The organism is Aeromonas sp. s5 (assembly GCF_040907865.1).
In the GTDB taxonomy this organism is placed as follows: Bacteria; Pseudomonadota; Gammaproteobacteria; order Enterobacterales; family Aeromonadaceae; genus Aeromonas; species Aeromonas dhakensis.
In genome coordinates, this window is sequence record NZ_JBFOCO010000033.1 from 331888 (window position 1) to 357618 (window position 25731).

The following is a 25731-nucleotide window of genomic DNA, read 5'->3' on the forward strand; positions in this document are numbered from 1 at the left end:
CGGCTGGGCGGTCAGAGCGTGAAGCTAGCCCTGAATGAGAAGGGGCAGGACGGTTTTTCTTCCCATCGAGCCACGCCGGCTGTCTGAGGTACAGATGAACAATATGATTTTGCTGTTGAAACAGCTGGAACGGCAGGGGGTCAAGCTGGCGCTGAACGACAAGGGCCAGCTTATCTCCCAGTCGAGCAAGGAGGCGGTGACACCGGCCATCGGCGCCACCATCAAGGCCCACAAGGATGAGCTGGTGCGCTGCCTGGCGGCCCGTGCCGCCTTCGAGGCTCCCATTGTCGCCGAGGGGGCCTTGCAGGGGCCGCTCTCGTCCTCCCAGAGCGGGCTCTGGTTTATCGAGCAGTACGAGGAGGCCTCCCACCTCTACAACATGCCGGTCTATTTTCGCGTCAAGGGAGAGCTGGACACGGCGGCGCTGGAGTTTGCCTTCGACCACCTGTTTGCCCGTCACCCCAGCATGCGCACCCGCTTCATCAAGGACGAGGCGGGCAGGGGGGCGCAGGAGATCTTGCCCCACACGCCCTTCACGCTGCAGATTGAGGACGTGAGCGCAGAGCCCATTGCCGAGCGCGAAGCCTATGTGGCCCGCCGGGTGCGCGAAGAGATCGGGCGCCCCTTCTCCCTGACCCAGGGGGATCTCAGCCGGGTGCACCTTATTCGGCTGGGCAGCCGCGAACACGTGCTGCTGATCACTCAGCACCACATCATCTCCGACGGCTGGTCGGTCAAGAACATGTTCGCGGATCTCAAGCGCGCCTTTCTTGCCCATCAGAACCGCGAACCCTTGCAGGTGAGCGAGCTGCCGCTCACCTACATCGACTATGCCCGCTGGTTCAACTCGCCGCGTTTTCTCGATTATCACGCCGAGTTCAAGCCGTTCTGGGTTGACCGGCTCGGTGGCAGCCCTGAAGTGCACGGCCTGCCGCTCGACAAGCCGCGCCCGGCCCATCAGGACAGCGGCGGCGAGCTGGTCTTCTCCACCATCGACAACGATCTATGGGAGAGCTTCAAGCGCCTCTGTCAGCGCCACAGCACCTCCAATTTCATCGGCCTGCACGCCCTGTTTGCCCTGCTGATGGTGCGCCAGAGCGGCGAGAAGGAGGTGGTGATCGGCACCCCGCTTGCCTATCGCGAGCGCCACGAGATCGAGTCGCTGGTGGGCTTTTTCGTCAATACCCTGGTGCTGCGCACTCAACTCAGCGGCAAGCCCAGCTTTGTCGACTATCTGCAGCAGTGCCGGGAGGAGGATCTGGCGGCCTTTGATCACCAGCTCTACCGTTTCGAGGCGCTGGCCGAGGCCATCGGCGCCGATCGCACTACTGCCATCAACCCCATCTTCCAGATCATGCTGGTCTATCAGGCCAAGGTGGACTTCAACGATCTCATCCCCGGCTGCCAGCTGGTGGAGGAGACCTCGCCTGTGCTGCCGGCCAAGACCGACATCTCGGTCAAGGTGACCGAGCTGATGGACTCCGTCAGGGTGGACTGGCTGTTTGCCACCGCCCTGTTTGAACGAGAGACCATCCAGGCTTTTGCCGATCGCCTGCTGCACCTGATGCGAGCGGTGGTGGCGGCCCCCGAGACCGACATCTGGCAACTGCCGCTGGAGGCGGGCACCGACCAGGCCGCGCTCGCCGTACAGCTTGCCGACTTGCCGCAAGACTACCCGAGCCGCGACACCCTGTTCTGTCATATCGAGCGGCGCGCTATTCAGTGCCCGGACGCGCTGGCGGTCAGCGACGGCGCGCAATCGTTGACCTATGGCGAGCTGGAGGTGCGTGCCAACCGGCTGGCCCACTGGCTGCAGGTTCAGGGCGTCACCCCGGGCGCCGCCATCGGCATCCAGGCCAGGCGTGATGTCGCCTTCGTCATCGCCCTGCTCGCCTGCTGGAAGGCGGGGGCGGCTTATGTGCCCCTCGACCCTGCCTATCCCGCCGAGCGACTGGCCCATATCCTGAGCGACGCCAGTATTGCGCTGGTGCTCGGGGGAGAGCCGGATGCCCGGCTTGCAGAGGCCATCAAGGGCACGACTGCCGAATATCACGATCTGCACCAGCTGGCGCTGGACAAGATGCCCAGCAGCCCCCCTGCCGTGCCCCGCGATGCCGCCATGCTGGCCCAGATCATCTACACCTCCGGCAGCACCGGCCTACCCAAGGGGGTAATGGTGGAGCAGGGCAGCCTGGTCAACCTGATGGCGGATCACGGCGAGCGCATCGCCCTTGATCAGAATGGCGCCATGTTCAACTGCATGTCCCTCTCGTTTGATGCGGGCAACATGACCACCCTGCTGCCGCTCTACTGCGGCGCGCCCCTGCACTTCGGCGAGCCGGGCGAGGGGGTGATCAGTGCCGCGATCGCTCGGGGTGCCAGCCATATGATCTTGCCGACCGCCCTGCTCGCGAATCTATTGCCAGTGGCGGATCTCGGTTCCCTCAAGGCCATCGGTTTTGGCGGCGAAGCGTGCCCGAGCAGCCTGGTGGAGCGTTGGGGAGAGCGGGTGGCGCTGTTCAACATGTACGGCCCGACCGAGTGCACCGTCACCGCGCTCTGCGCGCGGCTCACCCCGGGGGCGCCCATCACCATAGGTCGCCCCGTCAACAACCTGAAGGCGCTGATCCTGGACGAGGCGGGCAACCTCTGCCCGGTGGGGGTCCCCGGCGAGCTCTGCCTGGCGGGGCTGGGGCTGGCCCGTGGCTACCTCAATCTGCCAGAGCGCACCCAGGAGGCCTTTATCGAGCTGGCGCTGGCGGAACGTACCCATCGCCTCTATCGCACCGGCGATCGGGCCCTGCTGCGCCGCGACGGCAACATCCAGTATCTGGGCCGGATAGACGAGCAGATCAAGCTGCGCGGCTATCGCATCGAGCCGGGGGAGATAGAGACCCGGCTCGCCGAATTGTGCCCGGCGATGCGCCAGATCAAGGTGGTGGTGCAGGAGGGGCGCCTGCTCGCTTACGCCTGTCTGCAGGCCGGGGCGAGCGAGCCCGACGGCGATGCCCTGCTGCAGCGGGCCGGCGAGTGCCTGCCCGAATACATGGTGCCGGCGCGCCTCTGCTGGCTGCCCGAGATGCCGCTCACCCCCAACGGCAAGCTGGACTTGCGCCGCCTGCCCGCCATCGTCTGGCAGCAGAGCAAGGGCGAGCCGCAAAACGAACTGGAGCAGACCGTGCTCGCCATCTGGCAAGGGGTGCTCAAGCAACCGCTCGGGGTGGAGGATGACTTCTTCCGCTTGGGCGGTGACTCCATCCTCAGCATCCAGCTCACCACCCGGCTGCGGGATGCGGGACTGCACTGCAGCGTGAAGGACGTGTTCGAAGCCAAGACGGTGCGCCGCCTCTGCCGCCAGCTCGGCCAGCAGCAGGCGGTGAGCCACAGGAGCGAGCAGGGCAGCCTGACCGGCGAGTTCCCGCTCCACCCCATTCAGCACTGGTTCTTCGAACAGGGCTTTGCCAAGTCCGGTCACTGGAACCAGGGGGTGATCCTGCGCCTGCCGGCCGGGGTGGATGATGAGGCCCTGCGCGGCTGGCTGGATACCCTGCGCCAGCACCACGATGCCCTGCGCCTGGCGGTGACCCCGACCGGCCAGCGCTACCTGGCCGAACTGGCGCTGCCGCCGCTGCCGACCCTGGATGCCGGAAGCCTAGATGAGGCCGAGCTGCAGGCCCGCCTGACCGAGCTGCAGGGAGATTTCGACCCTGCCAGCGGCCACACCCTGGCCTGGGCCCGCCTGCGCAATCTCTCCCTCGAGGGTGAGCGGGAGGGCGAGCGCGAGACGGTGGAGGGGCTCTTCCTCGCCTTCCATCACCTGGTGATCGATGCCGTCTCCTGGCGCATTCTGGCCGAAGATCTGGCCCGGGTGAGCAGGGGCGAGCCGCTGCCCGCCAAGGGCAGCAGCTATCGCCAGTGGGGCGAGGGGCTCGCGGCCTACGCCAAACGGGAAGAGGATCAGCTTGGCTTCTGGCTGGCTCAGGGGGAAGGCAGCCAGGGTCACCTGCTGGAAGCCGCCCGCGCCGCCGATGGCCGCGCCGCCGCCAGCCTGCTGCAACTGAGTCAGGAGACCACGGCCCGGCTCATCGACACCGCCAACCAGGCCTACTTCACCCGGGTGCCCGACCTGCTGCTGGCGGCACTGACCCGTACCCTGAGCGAGCTGGGTTACGGCAGCCGTCACTGCGTGATGCTGGAAGGACACGGCCGTGAGGCCATCGATGCTGAACTGGACGTGAGCCGTACCCTGGGCTGGTTCACCAGCACCTACCCGCTGGCGCTGGAGGATGCCAAGGCGTGGGATGCACTGGTGTGCGCCACCAAGGAGCAGCTGCGCGCCGTGCCGGACAAGGGAGTGGGCTTCAACGCCCTGCGGCTGCACCACCCCCGTGGCTGGGCACTGCCCGAAGCCCTGGTGGTCTTCAACTACCTGGGGGTCAGCCATCAGGGCGAGGCCGCTCAACCCTGGCAGCCTCTGCCGATGGCACCGGGGGCACCCACGTCCCCTGACAACCTGCCGCGCGAACTGGTCAGCCTGCACGGGGGGGTCTACGACGGTCGCCTCACCCTGCGCCAGGTGGGTGCCCTCAACCAGCAGGCGAGCGACGCCCTGATGGCGCGGCTGGCGGACAACCTGACGGCGCTGGTGGAGCACTGCTGCAACCTGAAGGCCCCGCGTCACACTCCGAGCGACTTCCCGGGGATCGCTCTCTCGCAAAGCGCGCTCGATCGGGTGCTGAGCGGGCGCGAAGTGGAGACCCTGCTGCCCATGACCTCGCTGCAGCAGAGCATGTTCCATCACAGGGCGTTGCTGCCCCGGGATCACGCCTATCACCTGCAGACCGAGATTGACTATCACCAGCCGCTGGACGTGGCGGTCTACCGTCAGGCCTGGCAGGGGCAGATCGCCCGCTGGCCGGCCCTTCGCAGCGAACTGGTACTGGCGGACGGGGTGGCGCTGCAGCGCATCTTGAAGCACGCCGAGTTGCCATTCCACTATGAGGACTTGTCTGAAGTGGAAAATGCAGAGGCACGGGTCCAGGCCTATCGCGAGCAGGAGCTGGCCCGCCCGATCCCGCTGGAGCAGGCGCCCCTGCTGCGCCTTGCCTGCTTCAAATTGGCCCCCGATCACCACAAGGTGATCTTCAGCGCCCATCACGGCGTGCTGGATGGCTGGAGCGGTCCCGTGTTGCTGGGGTCCTTGCATCGTGGCTATCAGGCGCTGATGAACGGCCTGTTGCCACAAGCCGAGCCGGATACCGCCTGGCTCGAGTTTGGCCGCCATATCGCCAGCCAAGCCCGCAGCGCCGACGCCTACTGGCAGGGGCGGGGCGATCTCTTGGCCCAGCCTAACGATCTCGCCTGCCTGTTCGGGGTGACGCTGGACGCTAGCGCAAGCGGGCGCCATACCCAGCAGCGACCGGCGGTTTGCGCCACGGTGCTGCCGACCGAGGTGGCAACCTTGCTCGCGCGCCGTGCCCGCGACCTTGGCGTGACCGCGGGTTTGTTGGCCCAATATGCCTGGCACCGTCTGCTGGCTCGCCGCTCTGGCGATGCCGTCACCCTGGTGGGCAACGTGACCCCGGGGCGGGATTATCCCATCGAGGGGATCACCGCGAGCGTCGGGCTCTACATCAACAGCCTGCCGCTGGCGCTGGCGTGGCGCACCGAGCTGACCCTGGCCGAGCATATCGCCCGGTTGCAGGCCGATCTGATGGCGCTCTATGAGCACGGCACCCAGTCGCTGGCGGCACTGACCAAAGGCCGGGCGCGCCTGTTCCAGAGCCTGTTCGTGTTCGAGAACTACCCCATGCCGGCGGCCCCTGCCGCCCCCGAACCCCACCAACTGGTGCCACGCTTTGGCGCCGTGGTGGAGAAGGTGGAGCTGCCGCTCTCCTTGGTGGTCAGCAGCCGGGGCGAGACGCTCCAGCTGCGCCTCGAGTTCGATGGCGAGCAGATCCCCGAGGCCCGGGCCGAGGCGGTGCTGGCTGACTGGCTGGCCGAGCTTGGCTGGCTGGCGCAGGCGGATCTGAGCCAACCGGCCAGCGTGGCTGTGGCGGCGGCACCGTCCCCGGCGAAGGCGCAAGTGGCCGCCACCAGGGTTGAGCCCGGCCTGGCTCAGCCGCCGGCCGAGGCCCGCGCGCTGGTGGCCCTGTGGGAGCGTCTGTGCGGCGTGCCCGGCATCTGGCAGCAGACCCTGTGTGAACTCGGGGTGGATTCGGTACAGCAGCTCGCCCTGCTGGCGGCCCTCAACGAGGCGTTTGGCCAAGATCGGGCGCCGCTCACCCTGCAGACCCTCAAGGCCCATCCATCCCCCAGCCGGCTCTATGGGCACTGGCTGGTGCGCCAAACGGAGGCCGCGCTATGACGGTGACCATCAAGCATAAGGCCCCGGCCGTGTCATCCCCGAGAGGTGCCCCCAAGGGGGCGGCCAACCTGGGCGCGCGGCTGGCGGCCTGTCTGGCCGCCACCCCGCTGGCCCCCGCCATCTGCATGGGCGGGGAGGGCATCAGTGAGGGCGGATCAGATGAGCAGTGGCTTAGCTACGGCGCGCTCAATGATCGGGTGGCCCAGATTGCCGCCCGCCTGCAGGGGCTGGCGGTGGGGGAGCGGGTCGGCCTCTATCTCTCCCGCAACCCCGATCTGGTGGCCAGCCTGCTGGCCTGCCTGCGGCTCGGCCTCACCTTCGTGCCCCTTGAGCCGGACTTTCCGGTGGAGCGGTTGCAGGGGATCGCCCGCCAGGCGCGCCTGTCGGCGGTGATCTGCGACGGCGACAGGCCAGCTCCCGCCTTCGGCTGTCCGCTGCGCACCCTCGATGGGCCCGCAGCGGCAGGGCCCGTCTCCTGGCCCCGGGTGGATGACGCCCTGGCCGCCTACATGATGTTCACCTCGGGCTCCACCGGCGAGCCCAAGGGGGTGGTCATCAGCCGGCGGGCCCTGCTCTGCTTCCTCGACGGGATCCGCGAGCGGCTCGGGCTCTCACCGAGCTGCCACTGGCTCTTCATCACCACCCCGGCCTTCGATATCTCCCTGCTTGAGATGCTGGGGCCGCTCTGGGGCGGTGGCCGGTTGACGGTGGCTGGCGGTGAGCACAACAAGGATCCGCTGGGGATGCAGGCGTTGCTCGAGGCCGACCCCTCCATCAACTGGCTGCAGGCCACCCCGGCCTGCTGGCGCATGCTGCTTAAAGCGGGCTGGCAGGGGCGCAATACCCTCACCGCCCTGTGCGGCGGTGAGGCGTTGGACTCGGGATTGGCCGAGCAGCTCTGTGCCCGCACCCGGCGGCTGTGGAACTGCTACGGGCCGACCGAGGCTACCGTCTGGTCGCTGGTGAGCGAGGTGCGCTGGCCACCGACTGATGGCCAGATCACCATCAGCCACAGCCTGCCCGGTTATCGGCACTGGGTGCTGGACGAGGCGGGGCAGCCGGTGGCGGAGGGGGAGTGCGGCGAGCTCTGCATCGAGAGCCCGGCCCTGTGCGAGGGGTACTGGCGCAAGCCGGCCTTGACCCGCACCGCCTTCCTGCGCCTGGCCACCCATCGCCTCTATCGCACCGGCGATCGGGTGCGCCGGCTGGGGGCGGACCGTTTCCTCTATCTGGGACGGCGCGACGATCAGGTCAAGCTGCGCGGCTTTCGCATCGAGCTCGGCGAGGTGGAGGCGGGGCTGCGCCGCCAGGCCGGGGTGCAGGAGGCGGCGGTGCGTCTGGTGGGCGAGGGGGACGAGGCCATGCTGGTGGGCTACGTGGAGGCGAAAAGCGGGGTGACCCTCAACCGGCTGGCCCTGCGCAAGGGGTTGCAGGCGACGCTGCCGCACTACATGGTACCGGCGCGGCTCATCCTGCTGGATGCCCTGCCCAAGACCGGCAGCGGCAAACTGGACAGAAAGGCGCTGCCCTTGCCCGAGTAAGTGCCGCGCAGCAGATAAAAAGAAGCCCGCAAATGCGGGCTTCTTTTTGGGCGCTCATCACGCGGGCTTATTGGGTGATGGGGGCCGCATCGGGTTTGGCCAGCAGCTGCTCGACGTCGTCGATCACCTTGAGGGCCGCCTGGGGGCCGCCGGTGGAGGTCCAGAGCGACCCGTCCACGGCGCCGAAGCGCTTGCTCTTGATGGCGCCAAGCTGCTGGAAGGCCGGGGTCTGCTCGGCCTGCTTCATGGCATCCACCGCATCGCCGCTGGCGCTCAGGGTGCCGATCACCAGCCAGTCGCCGTCCAGCAGGTTGAGGGATTCGAGGCTCAGGGCCGGGGAGTGGGGGGTCTTGTCACCGATCTGGTGGGTCGGTCGGGTCAGCCCCATCTCTTCCACCACGCTGCTGGCGAAGGTGCCGCTGTGCATGTAGCTGGGGCCCTTGGGGTTCCAGCGCACTATGCTCAGGCGTTCGCCCTGATGCTTGGCGAGCTTGCTGCGGGCTTCCTGCAGGCGGGCATCATACTGGGCGAGGAAGGTCTTGGCTTCGGCGTCCCGGTTCAGCACGTGGGCGCTGCGATTGAAGATCTCCTTCCAGGAGTCACCCCAGTTGCCAGTGACGACTGTGGGGGCTATCTCCTTGAGCAGGGCCAGCAGCTCGGGCTTGGTCTGGCCGGTGAGGATGAGATCGGGTTCCAGATCGATCAGCTTCTCCAGGTTGGGGTTGTCCAGATCGCCGACCACGGCGATCTCCTTGCCCGCCTGTTGCAGCAGGTAGCGGGGCAGGGTGGACTGGCCGCGGCCATTGACGGTGCCGACCGGTTGCAGCCCCAGGGTCAGGGCGCTGTCCAGATCGATTTCGCTCAGTACCACCACCCGCTTGGGCTGGGCCGGTACAACCTGGGTCTTGCCGTCGGCATCGGTCACCTGACGGGTCTCGCTGCCGGCCTGTGCCTGGAAGCCGACCAGGCTGGCCAGCATCAGCACGGCAGCCAGGGGAGAGGAGATCTTCATCGTTACATCCTTCTTGGTGAAATCAGTGGAACACTGGGTCCCAAACGGGCGAACTCATGCTACCACAAATTCAAATGATAAGAATTGTCATTTGTGTTTGTGGTGTGTGGAGGGAGCAATTTGCTACCATGCTGGCTCATCCACCAAGGGCTCTTTGTGATGTTGATTGCCACCGCGCCAGCCTGTTCACTGGACCGCTTTATCGTGCAGGCCGACAGCCTGCCGCTGCCCGGCGCGGCGCATCTGGCGCTGCAACGGGTCTGCTTTGACCCCGCCGCCTTCACCCCGGCCTGTTACGATGCGGCCGGCATGGTGCTGCCCGCCAGCTTGCAGCGCGCGGCCCCCAAGCGGCTGGGGGAGTTTTTGGCGGGGCGTCTCGCGGCCCGCGAAGCCCTGCGTTCCTTCAACCTCGCGGAGCACCCCGTGGCCATCGGCAACGCCCGCGAACCCTGCTGGCCTGCGGGGTTTGAGGGCAGCATCAGCCACAGCTTGTTGCAAGGGCGCGGCATGGCACTGTGCGCGGTGCGTTCGGGCCGGGCGGGGATGGGGCTGGATCTGGAGGGCTGGCTGACAGAGGGGCAGGCGAGCGAGCTCTGGCCCGGTATTGCAAGCGGGGAGGAGTGGGCCCGGCTGGCGGCCGCTGCCCCTGCCATCGGCCTGAGCAGGGCTGAGGCGCTCACCTTGATCTTTTCGGCCAAGGAGAGCCTGTTCAAGGCGCTCTACCCCAGGGTGGGGCGCTATTTTGATTTTCTCGATGCCCGCTGGCTGGCCATGACGGAGCAGACCCTCACCCTTGAACTCGTGGACTCGCTGACCCCGACACTGCCCGCCGGTTGGCGCTGTACGCTCTACTGGCAGCCAATGTACTGGCAGGCACAGCATTGGCAAACAGGGCACTGGCAAACACGGCCGGGCGGGGTGCTCACCAGCCTGTTGCTGTGAGTGGCGGCGCGCCGAGCTGCAAACATAAAAAACCGCCTCTCGGCGGTTTTTTGATGGGGCTCAGGCCGGTTGGCGCATGGCAAAGGCGTGTGGCCTGCGGCGCGGCACTATGATGGGGGCGCCGTCGCCGGGGGCGTGCAGTATGTCCACGTCGGTTTGGTAGAGGCGGTCGATAAGGGACTTGGTCACCACCTCGTGGGCCGGCCCCATGGCCTGGATGCCGCCATCCCCCAGTGCGATCAGCTCGTCGCAGTAGCGGGCGGCGGTGGCGAGATCGTGGATGACGATGAGCACCGTCTTGCCCTCGGCGGTGATCTGGTGGATGGCCTCCATCACCTCGGTCTGGTGACCGATGTCCAGCGCGCTGGTGGGTTCATCCAGCAGGATGATGTCCGCATCCTGGGCCAGCACCATGGCGAGCCACACCCGCTGGGCCTGGCCACCGGAGAGGGAGCTGGCGCTCTGCTGCAAAATGTCGCCCAGTTGCATTCGCTCGCAGGCCCAGTGCACCATGCGCGCATCCTCCTCGCTCCACTGATTGAACCAGCCCTGATGGGGGTGGCGGCCGTACTGCACCAGCTGCTCGACCTGGATGCCGGCGGGTACCAGCGGGCGCTGGGGCAGGTAGGCGAGCTCGCGGGCCAGCGCCTTCTTGCCGTAGCTGGCTAGCTGCTTGCCCTTGAGCAGGATCTCGCCGGCCTGCTGCTGCTCCTGGCCTGCCAGCAGTTTGAGCAGGGTGGACTTGCCGCCGCCGTTGGGGCCGACGATCCCCACCAGCTTGCCCTGGGGAATGGTGAAGGAGATGTCGTTGAAGACGGGCTTGTGCTGATAGCCAAATTGCAGGTGATTGATGGTGAGCGTCATCAGGCGGCCCTCGGTCTGTCTTGAAAATGGATGAATGGCATCGTCAGTCGGCCTTCTGGCGGTCTTTGAGCAGGATGAACAGCAGCAGCAGGCCGCCGAGAATACGGGTCATGATGCCGGTAGCCACCTCGTGGGGGCTGGCCAGTACCCGCACCAGGGTGTCGCTGGCCAGCAGCAGCAGGGCGCCGCACAGGGCGGCAATCCACAGCGGCACGATGCGATCCCGGCTGAGCCAGGAGGCGAGCACCGGGGCCGCCATGGCGATGAACACCACGGGGCCGCCGATGGCGGTACCAAGCGCCGCCACCACGATGGCCTGGGCCAGCACGCCGAGCTGCACCCGGTTGACGTTCACCCCCAGGCTCTGGGCGGTGACGGGGCCCAGACGCAGTACGCCCAGAGCCCGGGAGAGATAAACTACCCAGGGGCAGACCAGCAGGATCAGGATCCCCACCGGCAGCACAGTGCTGTAACCCTGGCCGACGAAGTTGCCCATGTTCCACAGGTAGAGGCTGGTGAGGTGCACCAGCGACTGGGTGGACATCACGAACTGGCCGATGGCGTTCATCAGCTCGGAGACCCCGATGCCGATCACCACGAACAGGTAGCCCTGCTCCCCCGGCTTGTTGCACAGGGCATAGAGCACGGCGGCGGCAAACAGGGCACCCAGCGGCGCGGCCCACCAGGGCCAGCTGCCGAGGGTCAGGTAGAGGGAGAAGGCGATGATGGCCAAGGAGGCCCCCTCGTTGACCCCGATCATGTCCGGGGTGGCGAGGCGGTTGCGAATGAGGGTCTGCACCAGGCAGCCGGAGAGGCCCATGGCCGCTCCCGCCACCAGCACGGCAACGATGCGCGGCAAGCGGATCTTGAAGACGGTCACCTCGCTCAGCCGGTTGCCCTCGCCAAGCAGGGTCTGGATCACCCCCAGCATGGTGAGCTTGCCGGAGCCCAGGGTCAGCGCCAGCAGGGAGAGCAGCACCAGGGCTACCAGGAGCCCCAGCGTGATGAGCCAGGCGCGGCGGTGCAGCAACAGGGTGCGGCTGCCAACGCGCAGGCAGACGGTGCCGGTGGGAAGCGCCGTGGTGAGGGAGGGATGGATGGAATTGTTCATGAGGCAGGCAACCTTATTTGACAGCCAGCAGGGCGCGGAAGCCGCCGCTGCGCACCACCAGGATGAGCACAGGGGCACCGATCAGCGCCAGGATCACCCCGTTGGGCAGCTCGAACGGCTGGATCAGCCAGCGCGCCAGGATGTCGGCGCCGAGCAGAAACAGCACCCCGAACAGGGCGGAGAAGCGCACCTGGATGGCGAGGCGTACCGGCTCCACCAGACGGGCGCAGTAGGCGGCGAGAAAACCGACGAAGCCGATGGGGCCGGCGATGGCGATGGCGCAGGCGGTAAACAGGGTGGCGGCCAAGAGCACGCCGATGCGCACCCGGGTCGGCCGGATGCCGAGCGCCAGCGCCTGGCTGTCACCCATCTGCATCAGGGTGAGCTGGCGACAGAGTGCCAGGGTCAGCAGCAGGCCGAGCAGGGCAAAGGGCATCACGGTGAGCACCGCATCGAGATCCGAGGCGGCCAGCGACCCCAGATTCCAGAAGCGGAACTGCTCCAGCACCACCTGGTTGGAGAGCAGCAGGAAGTTGGAGAGGCCGCCGAAGGTGGCGGAGAGGGCGACCCCCACCAGAATGAGCTTGAGGGGGTTGGAGCGCCCCACCATCAGGCCGAGGCCCAGCACGATGAGGTTGCCGAGCAGGGCCCCCATGCCGGACCAGAGCAGGTAACCGTAGGCGGATTCGACGCCAAAATAGGTGAGGCCGATCACCAGGGCGAACACGGCGCCGGCGTTGACCCCGAGCAGGCCGGGTTCGGCCAGCGGATTGCGGGTGGCGCTTTGCAGCATGGAGGCCGCCAGCGCCAGGGAGACGCCCACCACCAGGCCACACAGGGTGCGGGGCAGACGCAGGGTGTGAACTATCATGGCGAGTTTTTCATCGGCCACGAGGGCGGGATCGCCCAGCAGAAAACCGGCGACCTCGCGGCCACCATAGACACCGGCGCCAGTGGCCAGTGACAGACAGATCAGCAGGAACAGGAGGATCACTCCCAGCCAGAACAGGTGTGTTTGGTGTCTCTGCACCCGGCTACTCCTTCATGTCGAGGCAATAACAGCAGAAAGAGGGGAGCCCTGACGGACTCCCCTGCGGGGCTTACAGCTTGTAATCCACGCCGGCGTAGACGGTACGACCTTCCAGAATGAAGTCGGCGTCGGTGGCGACCTGGTCACGCTTGGTGTTGGTGAGGTTGGTGATGCCCAGCTTGAAGTCGAGCGCCGGGGTGACCTTCCACTTGGTGTTGACGTCCAGGGTCTGGTAGCTGTCGGACTTGAGCGCCTGGGAGTTGTGCATCGGCACCTTGATGAACTGGCTGCCCACGTACTGCCAGGCCAGGTTGGTGCTGACGATCTCGGTGGCTTGCCAATCCAGGCTCAGGTTGCCGGTGTGATCCGGGGTCTTGGCCAGATCGTCGCCGGTGCTCTTGTCTTCGGAGTCCAGCATGGTCCAGTTGCCGGTCAGCTTGACGTCGTCCATCACATCGACCCAGCCGGTCAGCTCCAGCCCCTTGACCCGCGCCTTCTTGACGTTGAGGTAGGTCATCACGCTCGGACGGTAGCCCGGGCCCCACTGATCGCTCTGGATCAGATCCTCGATGTCGTTGTGGAAGCCGGTGAGGCCGGCGCCAAAGCGTTCTGCCTCATAGGCGGTGCCCAGCTCGTAGCTGACGGCGGTTTCCGGTTTCAGATCCGGGTTGCCGACTACCTTGCAGGCGCCGCGGCAGGCGGTGGTGGCGAAGCCTTCGCTGGACTGTGCCAGGGTCGGGGCCTTGAACGCCTTGCCGGCGCCGCCCTTGATCACCCACTCGTCGCTCAGCTTGTAGAGCGCATAGGCGCGCGGGCTGAACTCGTTGCCATAGGTTTCGTGGTGATCCAGACGACCGGAGAGAGTCAGCGCCAGATCGCCAAAGCCGAACTCGTCTTGCAGGTAGAGGGCGCTTTGGCTCGCATCCACGCTGCCGTTGGTGATGCTGCGGCTGTGCTCCAGCTCGGTTTTGCGGAATTCTGCGCCGGAAGTCAGCAGATGATCCCCGAGGTAGCCGCTCAGCTGGCCGTCGACGGTGTGGTTGGTCTGGGTGACGTCGGCCGCGCCACCGTTGAGCTGGGAGTCATCCATCAGATCGGTCTGCTCGAAGTAGTAGCGGGCCCGGCTGTCGAAGTGTTCCCAACGGCCGTTGTGGGTGACCCCCAGGCTCAGGCGATCGAGCTTTTGCACGTTGTGCGGAGTGGCCGGGGCGGTAGGGGCGCGCGGCACGTTGTTGAAGTAGCTGTCCATGTCGTTCTGGTTGTAGCCCAGATCGAACTCCACATCCTGGTTGTCGCTGACCAGCCACTTCAGGCTGGAGAGCATGTTGACCACTTCCCGTTTCTCCAGCGCATCGGCGTCCTTGTTGTTGGACTGATCGCTGTGCCAGCGATCTCGCTGATAGCCTTCCACCACCAGGCTGCCGAGCAGCTTGTTGTCGATCAGGGCGCCGGAGACGAAGGCGTTGCCACGGTTGGCATCACCGCCATCACCCTTGGTGGGCATGGTATGGGTGTAGCCGAAGGCCGCCTCGGTCTGCTCCTTGGCCTGGCGCAGGATCACGTTGACCACGCCACCGAGGGCGTCGGCGCCATAGAGGGAGGAGACGGGACCGCGGATCACCTCGATGCGCTCGATGGCAGCCATGGGGATGGAGCTCAAGTCGAAGTCATTGCCAAACGAGCTGCCCAGGGTCTCGCGGGCGTTGACCCGCTTGCCGTTGATCAGCAGCAGGGTGTAGTCGCCGCCCATGCCGCGGATCTTGATCTCGTTGCGGCCGGTGGGGTTGGTGCCGATGACGTTGACGCCGGGCACGTGCTTGAGCGCTTCGCCGATGTTGTTGGCGTTCATCTTGTCCAGATCGGCGCGGGTCACCACGGAGACGCTGGCCGGCGCGGAGAGTTCGGTGTGCTTGGTCTGGGTGGCGGTGACCACCAGGGTCTCGTTGGCTTTGGGCGCCTCGGCCTGGGCCAGGCCCGGCAGGGCGATAAGGCCGAGGGAGAGCAGGATGGGGTTCAGGCGAAAGACGCCGGGCTGCAACTGCATAGTCAAAACTCCATGAATAAAACAGAGGTTATGGGGTCCGGCTCTGGGGCCGGTGGCTCACTGACTTCCTTGTCTGGCGGGGCCAGACTCGGGGTTATTGTTGTTCCTTGTCTGTGCCAGCCCCTTGAGCAGGAGCCAGACACCGCCGCAGGCCAGCAGACCGCAGCTGATATTGATCCAGGCGAGCCCAGCAAAGCCGTGCAGGGCGCCGCTCTGATCCGACACCAGCAACCTGGCGGAGAGCAGGCTGCCAAGCCCGGCCGCCACATTGGTGACCGTGCCCTGAAAAGACATGAAGGCGGCGCGCTGATGAGGGGCCGGGATGGATGCGGTGATGGCGAGGGTCGAACTGGAGCGGGCCGAGCTCAGCGCCATGAAGAGGGTGAACAGCAGGTAGACGGGCATGCCGACCGGCATGGCGAAACCGAGCAAAGTGATCAGCGCCAGCAGCAGGCTGGTGATCAGGATGGCAGCCTGGGCCCGGCCCTGATCAATCCAGCCGCCGCACAGCCGCATGGTGGCCATGCTGGCGAGGCCGCCGCACAGGTAGAGGGCGGCGATCTGCTCGCGCGGGAAGGCGAGGTTGAACTGGAAGTAGTTGGCAAAGTGCGGGATCAGCAGGAAGTGGCCGAACATCTGCAGGCAGAGGATCAACAGGGCCCCCTGACAGAGTGGCGATCCCAGCAACTGGCGCAGACCGCTGCCGTGAGGGGCACGGCTGACCGGCAAGGAGGGCAGCAGGCGGCTGCTCAGCAGCGCCAGCAGCAGGCCGCAGGCACCAAACAGCAGGAAGGGACTCTGCCAGCCAAACCACTGGGCCAGCACCAGGGCGATGGGCACCACCAGAATGGCGGCCAGCGAGAAGGCCATGCCCACGTAGGCGAGACGACGGCCCCGCTCGGCCGGCGGTACCAGATCCAGCACGGCTGCCATCAAGATGGCGGCGAGCGGGCCGGCCACACAGCCCGACAGGACAAACAGCACCAGCAGTTGCTGGCTGTCTTGCACCAGGGAGCAGGCCATCAGCAGCAGAAAACGCAGGGTGAGCAGCACCAGCAGGGCGGGCTTGCGATTGACCCGATCGAGCCAGGGGGCGGCGATGAGGCCCATCAGGGCGGCCCCCAGAGTGGCGCCGCCGCTGAAGTAGCCGGTCTGTTCCGGCTGCATGCCGAGGCTGATGACCAGATCCGGCCCAAGGGGCATCACCATCATCATGCTGCCCATGGAGAGCATGTTGACCAGCAGGGCAAGGTGGATGGCGGCGGGGGTGGTGGTCACTGGCTTCATCGACGGCAAGCTCGAAAAAATGAGACCGAATTGTATCCGAGCGATTTTTTTGTGACAACAAATGGTAATCATTTTTATTTGTGTTATTTGATCTATCTCCGCTCTTTTCATCGAAAAATGAAGGACCTGACCTGCACGGTGTTCACCGCTCACGGGCAAAATCATTGAAAAGCGGGCGGGATGGCCCATGATGACGAGGTGATGAGCAGGCCGATGAGGCGAAGGGCTGCCGAGTGGGACGGGAGGAGAAGATGAGAAGATGGAATTGGTGCGGACTCTGGCTGCTGTGGGGGCTCTGGTGCCTGCCGCTGCGGGCCGAAGTGAAGGTGATCCCGGTATTCGAGACGCAGGCGGCGGTGCAGGCCCTCAAGGATCTCTATCCGGAGCTGGGGGTGAGCGCCATGGGCAATCAGCTGGTGCTGAGCGGCAGCGCCGCCCAGCTGCAGGAGGCGGAAGCGGCGCTGGCCAAATTCAACCAGCCGCCCCAGAGCCTGCTCATCGAGTGGCGGGTGGATGGCGCTTCCAGCGGCCAGCAGGCCGGGGTGGGGCTGGGCCGGGATGCGGCCAAGCGGCAGTGGTTGCTGGAGGGCAATGCCCAGCAGTATCAGCGCAGCCAGAACGACAGCTGGCAGGTACGTGGCCTGTCGGGTCGGCCGGTGCTATTGCAGATGGGCACCTATCAGCCGGTCACCTTTTATCAGTGGCGCGGTGGCCAGGTGGTGGGGTTGATGCCGTTGGTGAACGGCCTCTATGCCACCGCCACCCTGATCGGCGACAGGGTACAGATAGCGCTCAGCAGCGAGCAGGCCAGGCTGGAGCAGGGCACCATCAACCGGGGGCAGAGTGCCACCGAGGTGAGCGGCTCCCCCGGTCAGTGGTTGACGGTGGGGGAGCTCTCCACCAGCGCGGCGCAGCAGGGCAGCAGTCTGGGCACCCAGTTGCAGGGGGGCGGCGGTACTCAGAGCGATCGTCAGACCCTGCAGATCCGGGTCACCCGCCAGTGAGCCGACTCGCCCCTCAATGGGGTTGATCCACCGCGTATTCACGCAGCTGGCGGCTGCGCAGCAGATACCAGAGTGACCAGAGGGTGGCGACCAGTACCAGGGCGGTGGGCCAGCTGAACGACCATTTCTGCAGATTGAGGCTGTGCAGTTGCATCAGCAGGCCGCTGACGGCAGAGCAGAGCAGCAGCAGCGGGCTGTGGCGCCTGAGCCAGGCCCGGATGCTCTGGGTCTGCTGATAGGTGCCGCCGCAGGCGAGCAGCGCCAGCATGGCGGGCACGTCGGTCAGCAGGCTGATGTAGAGGGTGAGCCGGTCCGGGTAGAAGAGGGTCAGGATGGCGCTGCCGCTCTCGCGGGTGACGCCGGCCATCAGAAACAGCCAGACCGAGCGGGTCAGCAAGAGGGCGATGGGCCAGAACCAGAGCGGGGGACGCAGCTGGCCGTGATCGTCATATCTGTGTTCGGGGTAGAGGGTCATGGTTGCCCGGATTCGTCTGTGCAAAGGATGAAGGGGATATGGGGCGATGGGGCACCCTTTGCAAGGCGGGCGAGGGGCAGGAATTAATCGGGGGGCCAGGCCCCCCAATCCGCTTATCTCTTTTCGTGCCGGGTCGCCGGCGTCACAGCCAGCCCTTGCGCTTGAAGAAGAGACCGGTGCCGAGCGATGACATCACCATCAGTACCAGGGAGAGGGGATAGCCGTACTCCCAGGCGAGCTCCGGCATGCGACCGAAGTTCATGCCGTAGATGCTGGCGATAAGGGTCGGCGGCAGGAAGATGACAGCTGCCACCGAGAAGATCTTGATCACCTTGTTCTGCTCCAGGTTGGTGACCCCCATGGAGGCCTCCAGCTGGAAGTTGATCTTGTCGAACAGGAACTGGGTGTGGGGCAGCAGGGACTCCACGTCGTGCAGCATCTCGTCGATCCACTTGTTCTGCTCGCCCGTCATGCGTTGGCGCAGGCTGCGTTTGAGGAAACGCAGGGCACGACGGGTATCGTGCAGGGAGAGACGGATCTGGCCGTTGGCCTCTTCCTGGGCCATCAACTCCTTGAGCATGGGATTGATCTGATCCGGCTCGAAGATCTGATCGGCGGTGTTTTCCAGGGTCTTGTAGCCATCTTCGATGAGATCGGAGAGGTATTCGACTTTCAGGTTCTGCACCTCCAGCAGGATGTCGAGGGCGTCCTCCACCTCCAGCCGGTCCTGGCGCATGTAGTGGCGCAGCAGGCGCACCAAGCCGATGTCATCCTCACGGATGCTGATCAGCAGGTTGTTGCGCAGGGTAAAGGAGACGTGGACACCCTTGGTGTCACGGCCGATCCGCTGGGGAAACAGGGAGTGAATGTGCAGACCGTCGGTATCCCAGTAGAAACGGGCGGATGCTTCGATGTCATCGAGCTCCTCCTTGTCGGGCACCTCTTCCAGAAACAGGCCCGTCAACCATTCTCGTTCCGCCGTGTCCGGCTTGTAGGCATCCAGCCAGACGGTGTTGTCAGGCACTATGTCGTCAGGCCCGAGCGTGACTATGTCCAGTACCTTGTTATTGAGAATGTAGGCGGTGATCATCTGTCCCCCCTTAAGAAGTCATGGGTAATCAGGGATGGTTGCACAGGTCATGCGGCCTTAGAGCGCGTAGAAAGCGATCCCGTGGACAAGCTGAACGGGCCGATGGAAAACCTGAATGCGGCGAACTATACAGGGGCGGGCCGCGCTTGTCAGGGCCTATTCATCGGAGGTTCAGCCTGTTCGCTCAAAAAAACAGCGAGGTCGGAGCAGCCGCGCCGACCTCGAAACGGGCGATCCCGGCGTGGCCTCCTTTATTCCCCCCGATAGGCGGGAGGACTTGGGTTCACCGGCCGGGATGGCGGGCTCCCGAGCGCCCTGCGACAGCCCCCGGCCGCGCGTCTTTCATCACATACATTGCAATAGTTGGGGCCGCAACCGCTCTGCGGTGTGCATCCTTGCTGTCTGCACAGGTCTGCACAGGTCTGCACAGGTCTGCACAGGTCTGCACAGGTCTGCACAGGTCTGCATGGGCCGGCCTGTTACATATTGGGATAGTTGGGGCCTGAGCCTCCCTGCGGCGGCGTCCAGACGATGTTCTGGCTCGGATCCTTGATGTCGCAGGTCTTGCAGTGGATGCAGTTAGCCGCGTTGATCTGCAGGCGGGGCTGGCTCTCCGAGCCCAGGATCTCGAACACCCCGGCCGGGCAGTAGCGCTGGGCGGGTTCGGCCCAGGTGGGCAGGTTGACCGCCACCGGGATCGTCTCATCCTGCAGCTTGAGATGGCAGGGTTGATCCTCGTCGTGGCTGGTGTTGGCCAGATAGACAGACGAGAGCTTGTCGAAGCTGAGCCTGCCGTCCGGCTTGGGGTAGTCGATGGGCTGGCAGCGGCTGGCCATGCGCAGCTGGCGGTAGTCCGGCTCCTTGTCCAGCAGGGTGAACGGCGAGGAGCGAGCGAACAACCGCTGCTCCAGCCAGTTGAAGGCACCACCGAGCCAGGGGCCCCAGCGGTGCAGGGCGGCGCCGAAGTTGCGCGCTGTTTTGAGCTCATGGGCCAGCCAGCTCTGTTGCAGCGCATCGCCGTATTCGGCCAGATCCCGGCCCCCTTCATCGCCACCGCGCAGACTCATGGCGACTGTCTTGGCCGCCAGCATGCCGGACTTCATGGCGGTGTGGATCCCCTTGATGCGGGAGAAGTCGAGGGTGCCGGCATCGCAACCGATGAGCAGGCCGCCGGGAAAGTGCATACGGGGCAGGGAGTGCCAGCCCCCCTTGGCGATGGCGCGGGCGCCGTAGCTGATGCGCTCGCCCCCCTGCAATGCCGCGGCGATGAGCGGGTGGTGCTTGAGGCGCTGAAACTCGTCAAACGGGCTGAGCCAGGGGTTGCGGTAGTTGAGATCGACAATCAGCCCGACCGCCACCTGATCCTGCTCCAGATGGTAGAGATAGAAGCCGCCCTGGCTCTTGTCTTCCTTCCCCTCGGAGAGTGGCCAGCCGCTGCCGTGCAGCACTTGGCCCGCTTTGCCCTGGCCGGGGGGGAGCTGCCACAGCTCCTTGAAGCCGATGGCGTAGTGCTGCGGCTGGGCGGCGCTTTCCAGATGAAAGTCGGCGATCAGCTGCTTGCCGAGATGGCCACGGGCCCCTTCGGCAAACAGGGTGTAGCGACCGAGCAGCGCCATGCCGGGCACGTGATCCGCTTTCGGATTGCCCGCCCGATCCAGCCCGAGATCGCCGGTGATCACACCCTTGACCCGTCCCGCTTCCATGATGAGTTCGCTTGCGGTAAAACCCGGGTATATTTCGACTCCCAGCTGCTCGGCCTGCTGACCGAGCCAGCGACAGAGGTTGCCGAGGCTGATGATGCGGCTGCCCTCGTTGTGCATGCGCGGCGGCACCGCCCAGTTGGGCAGTTGCAGGGCGCGGCTGTCGCTTTGCAGCAGGTGCACCTGATCGTCGTTGACCTCGACCCCGAGCGGGGCCTGTTGCCAGCTCTCTGGCAGCAGCTCCTTGAGGGCGACGGGATCCAGCAGGGCGCCGGAGAGCAGATGGGCGCCGATCTCCGCTCCCTTCTCCAGCAGGCAGACCGACAGCTCGGCATTGTGCTGCTTGAGGGCGATGGCGGCACTGAGTCCCGCCGGGCCGCCACCGACGATGACGACATCAAATTCCATTGCTTCGCGTTCCATCTTGCCTCTGTGCTCGACTTGGCCTAGGGTAGTGCTGGTAGTTTACGTAAACGTAAAGTAAATGTAAGCAAAAAATGTGAGGGTTTTCATGGATTCACTCAACAGAAGCGAGGGATGCGCGTCATGAAGCTGCTGGTCGCGGTCAAGCGGGTGCTGGATTACAACGTCAAGGTCCGGGTCAAGAGCGATGGCTCGGACGTGGAGCTGGCCAACGTCAAGATGGGGATCAACCCGTTTTGTGAAATTGCGGTGGAGGAGGGGGTCAGGCTGCGCGAAGCCGGCGTGGCGAGCGAGCTGGTGGTGGTGACCTTCGGCCCCGAGGCGGCGGCCGAACAGCTGCGTCACGCCCTGGCGCTGGGGGCGGATCGGGCCCGTCATTATGTGACTGGCGAGACCCTGACCCCGCTCACCGTGGCGCGCGCCCTGCAACAGGTATGCGAGCAGGAAAAGCCCGATCTGGTGCTGCTCGGCAAGCAGTCCATCGATTCCGACAACAACCAGGTGGGCCAGATGCTCGCCGCCCTCAATGACTGGCCACTCGCCACCTTCGCCTCCGCCATCAAGCTGGTGGAGGGGGAATTGCAGGTGACCCGCGAGATTGACGGCGGCCTCGAGACCCTCGGCATGGCGCTGCCGGCGGTGGTGACCGTGGATCTGCGCCTCAACGAGCCGCGCTTTGCCTCGCTCCCCAACATCATGAAGGCCAAGCGCAAGCCGCTCGAGAGCGCGCCCTTTGCTGACCTCGGCGTCGAGCCGGCCGGCCAGACCCGGCTGCTCGGGGTGATGGCCCCCGCGGCCCGCAGCGCCGGCATCATGGTGGGCTCGGTGGACGAGCTGCTGGACAAACTCAAGCATGAAGCGAAGGTACTCTGATGCTGCCAGCAATCAACAGAACCCCGCCCGCCGGCGACAGGCTCGGGGGCGTGATGGGCACACAGGCTGGGACATCAACGGACGATAGCAAGGGGCAGTCATGAGCGTATTGATCATTGCCGAACATCATCAGGGCCAGTTGGCCGACAACGTGGCCCGTCTGGTCACCGCTGGGAGCCAGCTGGGCGGCGAGGTGCATCTGCTGTTGCTGGGGCAGGGGTTGACCGAGGCGGGTGAACAGGCCGCCGCCCTGCAGGGGGTGAATCGGGTGCTGCTGGCCGAGCACCCCATGCTGGCAGAGGGGCTGAGCGACGGAGTCGATCCGCTGCTGGCCCATATCGCGCGGGATTATCAGCACTGCCTGATGGCCGCCAGCACCCAGGGCAAGGATCTGCTGCCGCGGGTAGCGGCCAGGCTCGGGGTAGAGATGCTCTCCGAGGTGACCGGCATCGAGAGCGGCGACACCTTCCTGCGCCCCATCTACGCGGGCAACGCCATTGCCCGGGTGGCGAGCAGCGCCCCCATCAAGGTGCTCACCATCCGGCCTACCGCCTTCGCCAAGGCGGCGAGCGGCGGCCAGGCAGAGGTAGAGCGGTTGCCGGTGAGCGAGGTGACCTGCCGTACCCGCCTCATCGAGCGGCGCGCCGTGCGCTCCGCCAGACCCGAGCTCGCGGCGGCGCGGGTGGTGGTCTCCGGTGGGCGGGCGCTCGGCTCCAAGGCGCAATTTGCCCTGATCGAGGCGCTGGCCGACAAGCTGGGCGGCGCGGTGGGCGCCTCGCGGGCGGCGGTGGATGCGGGCTTTGTCGCCAACGATCTGCAGGTGGGTCAGACCGGCAAGGTGGTGGCCCCCGAGCTCTACATCGCGGTCGGCATCTCGGGCGCTATCCAGCATCTGGCGGGGATGAAGGAGTCCAAGGTGATCGTCGCCATCAACAAGGACAGCGAGGCCCCCATCTTCCAGGTGGCCGACTACGGGCTGGTGGGGGATCTCTTCACCTTGCTGCCGGAGCTCACCGCCAAGCTGTAACCTGGTGAAAAAAGGGGGCCTGTGGCATTGAGCCCCGGCAGACGCCCATTTCCACGCATGTTCTCTGCAAGCCCTGACCCGTTCAGGGCTTTTTTCTGCCAAGACCACTGGCGGCGGGTCGGCAAAAGGTTGAGCCAGCTCCCAAAAAGCCTTTGATCCGGGGGCTGCACTTGTGTAAAACCAGACAAGTCCCCGATCACACTCATCCACTCACGGAAAGCGTCATGAGCAAACAGATTTACAACTTCTGCGCCGGCCCCGCCATGTTGCCGGTCGAAGTCATGGAGCGCGCCCAGCGCGAATTTTGTAATTTCCAGGGGCTGGGAGCCTCGGTCATGGAGCTCTCCCACCGCGGCAAGCCCTACATGGCGGTCGCCGAGAAGGCCGAAGCGGATCTGCGCGAGCTGCTGGCGGTGCCGGACAACTACAAGGTGCTGTTCATGCACGGTGGCGGCCGTGGCCAGTTCTCCGCGGTGCCCATGAACCTGCTGGGGGGAGCCAACAAGAAGGCCGACTTCCTGCTGACCGGGGTCTGGTCCCAGAGCGCGGTGGATGAGGCCAAAAAATATGGCGATATCCAGACCTTCCAGGGTGTTGCCAAGAACGAGCAGGGGATCTCTCACCTGTTGCCGACCCCGGCGTTTCGCGCCGATGCGGCCTATGTGCACTACTGCCCGAACGAAACCATCGACGGCATCGAGATGTTCGACATCCCGGCCACCGGCGAGGTGCCGCTGGTGGCGGATCTCTCCTCCACCATCCTCTCCCGTCCCATCGACGTGAGTCGCTTCGGCATCATCTATGCCGGCGCCCAGAAGAATATCGGCCCCTCTGGGCTGGCCATCGCCATCGTGCGCGACGATCTGCTGAATCAGGCCCGCGCCGATGTGCCGTCGATCTTTGACTACCAGCTCACCGCCAAGAACGACTCCATGTTCAACACCCCGCCCACCTACGCCTGGTATCTGGCCGGGCTGGTGTTCGAGTGGCTGAAAGAACAGGGCGGCCTCGAGGCGATGGAAGCGCGCAACAAGGCGAAGGCCGATTTCCTCTACGGCTATCTAGATCAGTCCAGCTTCTATGGCAACCAGGTGGATGCCAGCTGCCGTTCGCGGATGAACATCCCGTTCCAGCTGAAAAATGCCGAGCTGGACAAGCTGTTCCTGGCCGAATCGGAAGCCGCCGGCCTGCTGGCGCTCAAGGGCCACCGCATCGTCGGCGGCATGCGCGCCAGCCTCTACAACGCCATGCCGCTGGAAGGGGTGAAGGCGCTGGTCAGCTTTATGGACGGCTTTGCCAAGCGCCACGGCTGAGGCGTTTTTCCCCGATTGCCGACGCCGGGGACTCCCCGGCGTCTGTTTTTTCCCTGATGCCGGACCGGCCGTCCCCGCAGCCCGCTTTTGTGCCACGTGCAGTCTTGCCGAGCAGGGCGCGGGCTGCTAACGTCCGGTCAGGTCAATTTTTTGAGATCGTACAGGAAGTCTATGAATTCGTTGCGTTTGGAACCCATTTCTCGTGTGGCCGGTGAGGTCAATCTGCCCGGCTCCAAGAGCGTGTCCAACCGGGCCCTGCTGCTGGCAGCACTGGCCCGTGGCACCACCCGGCTTACCAACCTGCTCGACAGCGATGACATTCGTCACATGCTGGCGGCGCTGACCCAGCTCGGGGTCAAGTACAAGCTCTCCGCCGACAAGACCGAGTGCACCGTGCACGGTCTGGGTCGCAGCTTCGCGGTGAAGGAGCCGGTCAATCTGTTCCTTGGCAACGCCGGCACCGCCATGCGACCGCTGTGCGCCGCGCTGTGTCTGGGCTCCGGCGAATACACCCTGGGCGGGGAACCGCGCATGGAAGAGCGCCCCATCGGCCATCTGGTGGATGCCCTGCGCGAAGCGGGCGCCCATATCCAGTACCTGAAGAAAGACGGCTATCCGCCGCTGGTGGTGGATGCCAAGGGGCTGTGGGGCGGCGACGTCCATGTCGACGGTTCCGTTTCCAGCCAGTTCCTGACCGCCTTCCTGATGGCGGCGCCCATGGCGGCGGGCGACACCCGCATCCACATCAAGGGGGAGCTGGTCTCCAAGCCCTACATCGACATCACCCTGCACATCATGAAGCAGTTCGGGGTGGTCATCGAGCACGACAACTACAAGCTGTTCTACATCAAGGGCAACCAGAGCTACGTCAGCCCCGGTGACTTCCTGGTGGAAGGGGATGCCTCCAGCGCCTCCTACTTCCTCGCGGCAGGCGCCATCAAGGGCAAGGTGCGGGTCACCGGCATCGGCAAGCACAGCATTCAGGGCGACATCCACTTCGCCGATGTGCTGGAGAAGATGGGCGCCCGCATCACCTGGGGCGATGACTTCATCGAGGCCGAGCAGGCGCCGCTGCACGGCATCGACATGGACATGAACCACATCCCCGATGCGGCCATGACCATCGCCGTGGCGGCGCTGTTCGCTGAGGGACCCACCTCGATTCGCAACATCTACAACTGGCGGGTGAAGGAGACCGACCGCCTGCATGCCATGGCGATCGAGCTGCGCAAGCTGGGCGTCGAGGTAGAGGAGGGGCGTGACTTCATCACCGTCACCCCGCCAGCGCAGCTCAAGCATGCGGCCATCGATACCTACAACGACCACCGCATCGCCATGTGCTTCTCGCTGGTGGCGCTGTCCGATACTGCTGTCACCATCAATGATCCGGGTTGTACCTCCAAGACCTTCCCGGACTACTTCGACAAGCTGGCCAGCATCAGCCAGCGTGCATGAGTCAACCAGGCCCGCCTCGCTGCGGGCCTGTTTCTTTGGGCTGCCCCGGCCTGCTGTTCCCCTCTTTTCATCCTCGCTTAGCAGCATTATTCAAACTTGCAAGGTGGGTTAAGAAAATTCCTTATCCGATAATGTAATTTTCTATTTACACCGCTGCTTGTGCGGGCTAGATT

At 65.3% G+C, this 25731-nt stretch carries 17 protein-coding genes; 8 read left to right on the forward strand and 9 right to left on the reverse strand.

Annotated features, from left to right (window positions below; genetic code table 11):
* Positions 1–94 precede the first annotated feature (94 nt).
* Both amoG and amoH read left to right on the forward strand, forming a co-directional pair.
* Positions 95–6367, forward strand: a complete 6273-nt coding sequence (gene amoG / locus AB5Y94_RS20820) for an amonabactin biosynthesis non-ribosomal peptide synthetase AmoG (RefSeq protein ID WP_368206480.1) — start codon at positions 95–97, stop codon at positions 6365–6367.
* The gene (gene amoH, locus AB5Y94_RS20825; protein ID WP_368206481.1) at positions 6364–7908 is read left to right on the forward strand and encodes an amonabactin biosynthesis glycine adenylation protein AmoH; all 1545 of its coding nucleotides are present in this window, start codon (positions 6364–6366) and stop codon (positions 7906–7908) included. The genes amoG and amoH overlap by 4 nt, the downstream gene beginning before the upstream one ends.
* A 67-nt stretch (positions 7909–7975) precedes the next feature.
* Here amoH and AB5Y94_RS20830 read toward each other — a convergent pair whose 3' ends face one another.
* A complete protein-coding gene (locus AB5Y94_RS20830) occupies positions 7976–8920 on the reverse strand; it encodes an amonabactin ABC transporter substrate-binding protein (protein WP_017778923.1) in 945 nt (314 codons plus the stop codon).
* 156 nt (positions 8921–9076) lie between these two features.
* Here AB5Y94_RS20830 and amoD point away from each other — a divergent pair, with 156 nt between their 5' ends.
* Positions 9077–9862 (forward strand): amonabactin biosynthesis phosphopantetheinyl transferase AmoD, encoded by a 786-nt coding sequence (amoD, locus tag AB5Y94_RS20835; protein ID WP_162513059.1) that lies wholly within the window; start codon positions 9077–9079, stop codon positions 9860–9862.
* Positions 9863–9922: 60 nt separating this feature from the next.
* Here amoD and AB5Y94_RS20840 read toward each other — a convergent pair whose 3' ends face one another.
* The 5 genes from AB5Y94_RS20840 to AB5Y94_RS20860 all read right to left on the reverse strand — a co-directional run bounded on the left by AB5Y94_RS20840 (position 9923) and on the right by AB5Y94_RS20860 (position 16198).
* On the reverse strand, positions 9923–10726 hold the full coding sequence (locus AB5Y94_RS20840; RefSeq protein WP_368206482.1) for an amonabactin ABC transporter ATP-binding protein: 804 nt from the start codon (positions 10724–10726) through the stop codon (positions 9923–9925).
* A gap of 43 nt (positions 10727–10769) precedes the next feature.
* Positions 10770–11837: an amonabactin ABC transporter permease subunit 1 gene (locus AB5Y94_RS20845; protein ID WP_187267353.1), complete on the reverse strand. Its 1068-nt coding sequence runs from the start codon at positions 11835–11837 to the stop codon at positions 10770–10772.
* 13 nt (positions 11838–11850) lie between these two features.
* Positions 11851–12867 carry an amonabactin ABC transporter permease subunit 2 gene (locus AB5Y94_RS20850; protein ID WP_213343264.1) on the reverse strand — a complete coding sequence of 339 codons (1017 nt, stop codon included), beginning with the start codon at positions 12865–12867 and terminating at the stop codon, positions 11851–11853.
* A gap of 70 nt (positions 12868–12937) precedes the next feature.
* Positions 12938–14911, reverse strand: a complete 1974-nt coding sequence (locus tag AB5Y94_RS20855) for a siderophore amonabactin TonB-dependent receptor (protein ID WP_017784703.1) — start codon at positions 14909–14911, stop codon at positions 12938–12940.
* 57 nt (positions 14912–14968) lie between these two features.
* Positions 14969–16198: a siderophore amonabactin export MFS transporter gene (locus AB5Y94_RS20860; protein ID WP_368206483.1), complete on the reverse strand. Its 1230-nt coding sequence runs from the start codon at positions 16196–16198 to the stop codon at positions 14969–14971.
* Positions 16199–16449: 251 nt separating this feature from the next.
* On the opposite strand from AB5Y94_RS20860, the gene AB5Y94_RS20865 reads away from it, so the two are divergent.
* The gene (locus AB5Y94_RS20865; RefSeq protein ID WP_368206484.1) at positions 16450–17202 is read left to right on the forward strand and encodes a hypothetical protein; all 753 of its coding nucleotides are present in this window, start codon (positions 16450–16452) and stop codon (positions 17200–17202) included.
* A 13-nt stretch (positions 17203–17215) separates the two neighbouring features.
* On the opposite strand, the gene AB5Y94_RS20870 is transcribed toward AB5Y94_RS20865, so the two are convergent.
* From AB5Y94_RS20870 to AB5Y94_RS20880, 3 genes are all read right to left on the reverse strand, one after another.
* Positions 17216–17677, reverse strand: a complete 462-nt coding sequence (locus AB5Y94_RS20870; RefSeq protein ID WP_024941953.1) for a DUF2919 domain-containing protein — start codon at positions 17675–17677, stop codon at positions 17216–17218.
* A gap of 142 nt (positions 17678–17819) precedes the next feature.
* Entirely contained in the window at positions 17820–18767 is a 948-nt protein-coding gene (corA, locus tag AB5Y94_RS20875) for a magnesium/cobalt transporter CorA (protein WP_005301617.1), read from the reverse strand.
* Between the two features lie 479 nt (positions 18768–19246).
* Complete coding sequence (locus tag AB5Y94_RS20880; protein WP_017779629.1) at positions 19247–20890, reverse strand: electron transfer flavoprotein-ubiquinone oxidoreductase; 1644 nt, start codon at positions 20888–20890, stop codon at positions 19247–19249.
* Between the two features lie 123 nt (positions 20891–21013).
* Here AB5Y94_RS20880 and AB5Y94_RS20885 point away from each other — a divergent pair, with 123 nt between their 5' ends.
* From AB5Y94_RS20885 to aroA, 4 genes are all read left to right on the forward strand, one after another.
* The gene (locus AB5Y94_RS20885; RefSeq protein ID WP_005301613.1) at positions 21014–21763 is read left to right on the forward strand and encodes an electron transfer flavoprotein subunit beta/FixA family protein; all 750 of its coding nucleotides are present in this window, start codon (positions 21014–21016) and stop codon (positions 21761–21763) included.
* 100 nt (positions 21764–21863) lie between these two features.
* Positions 21864–22790 carry an electron transfer flavoprotein subunit alpha/FixB family protein gene (locus AB5Y94_RS20890; RefSeq protein WP_368206485.1) on the forward strand — a complete coding sequence of 309 codons (927 nt, stop codon included), beginning with the start codon at positions 21864–21866 and terminating at the stop codon, positions 22788–22790.
* Between the two features lie 224 nt (positions 22791–23014).
* The gene (gene serC, locus AB5Y94_RS20895; protein ID WP_005301608.1) at positions 23015–24103 is read left to right on the forward strand and encodes a 3-phosphoserine/phosphohydroxythreonine transaminase; all 1089 of its coding nucleotides are present in this window, start codon (positions 23015–23017) and stop codon (positions 24101–24103) included.
* Positions 24104–24274: 171 nt separating this feature from the next.
* Positions 24275–25558 (forward strand): 3-phosphoshikimate 1-carboxyvinyltransferase, encoded by a 1284-nt coding sequence (gene aroA, locus AB5Y94_RS20900; RefSeq protein WP_368206486.1) that lies wholly within the window; start codon positions 24275–24277, stop codon positions 25556–25558.
* Positions 25559–25731: the final 173 nt, after the last annotated feature.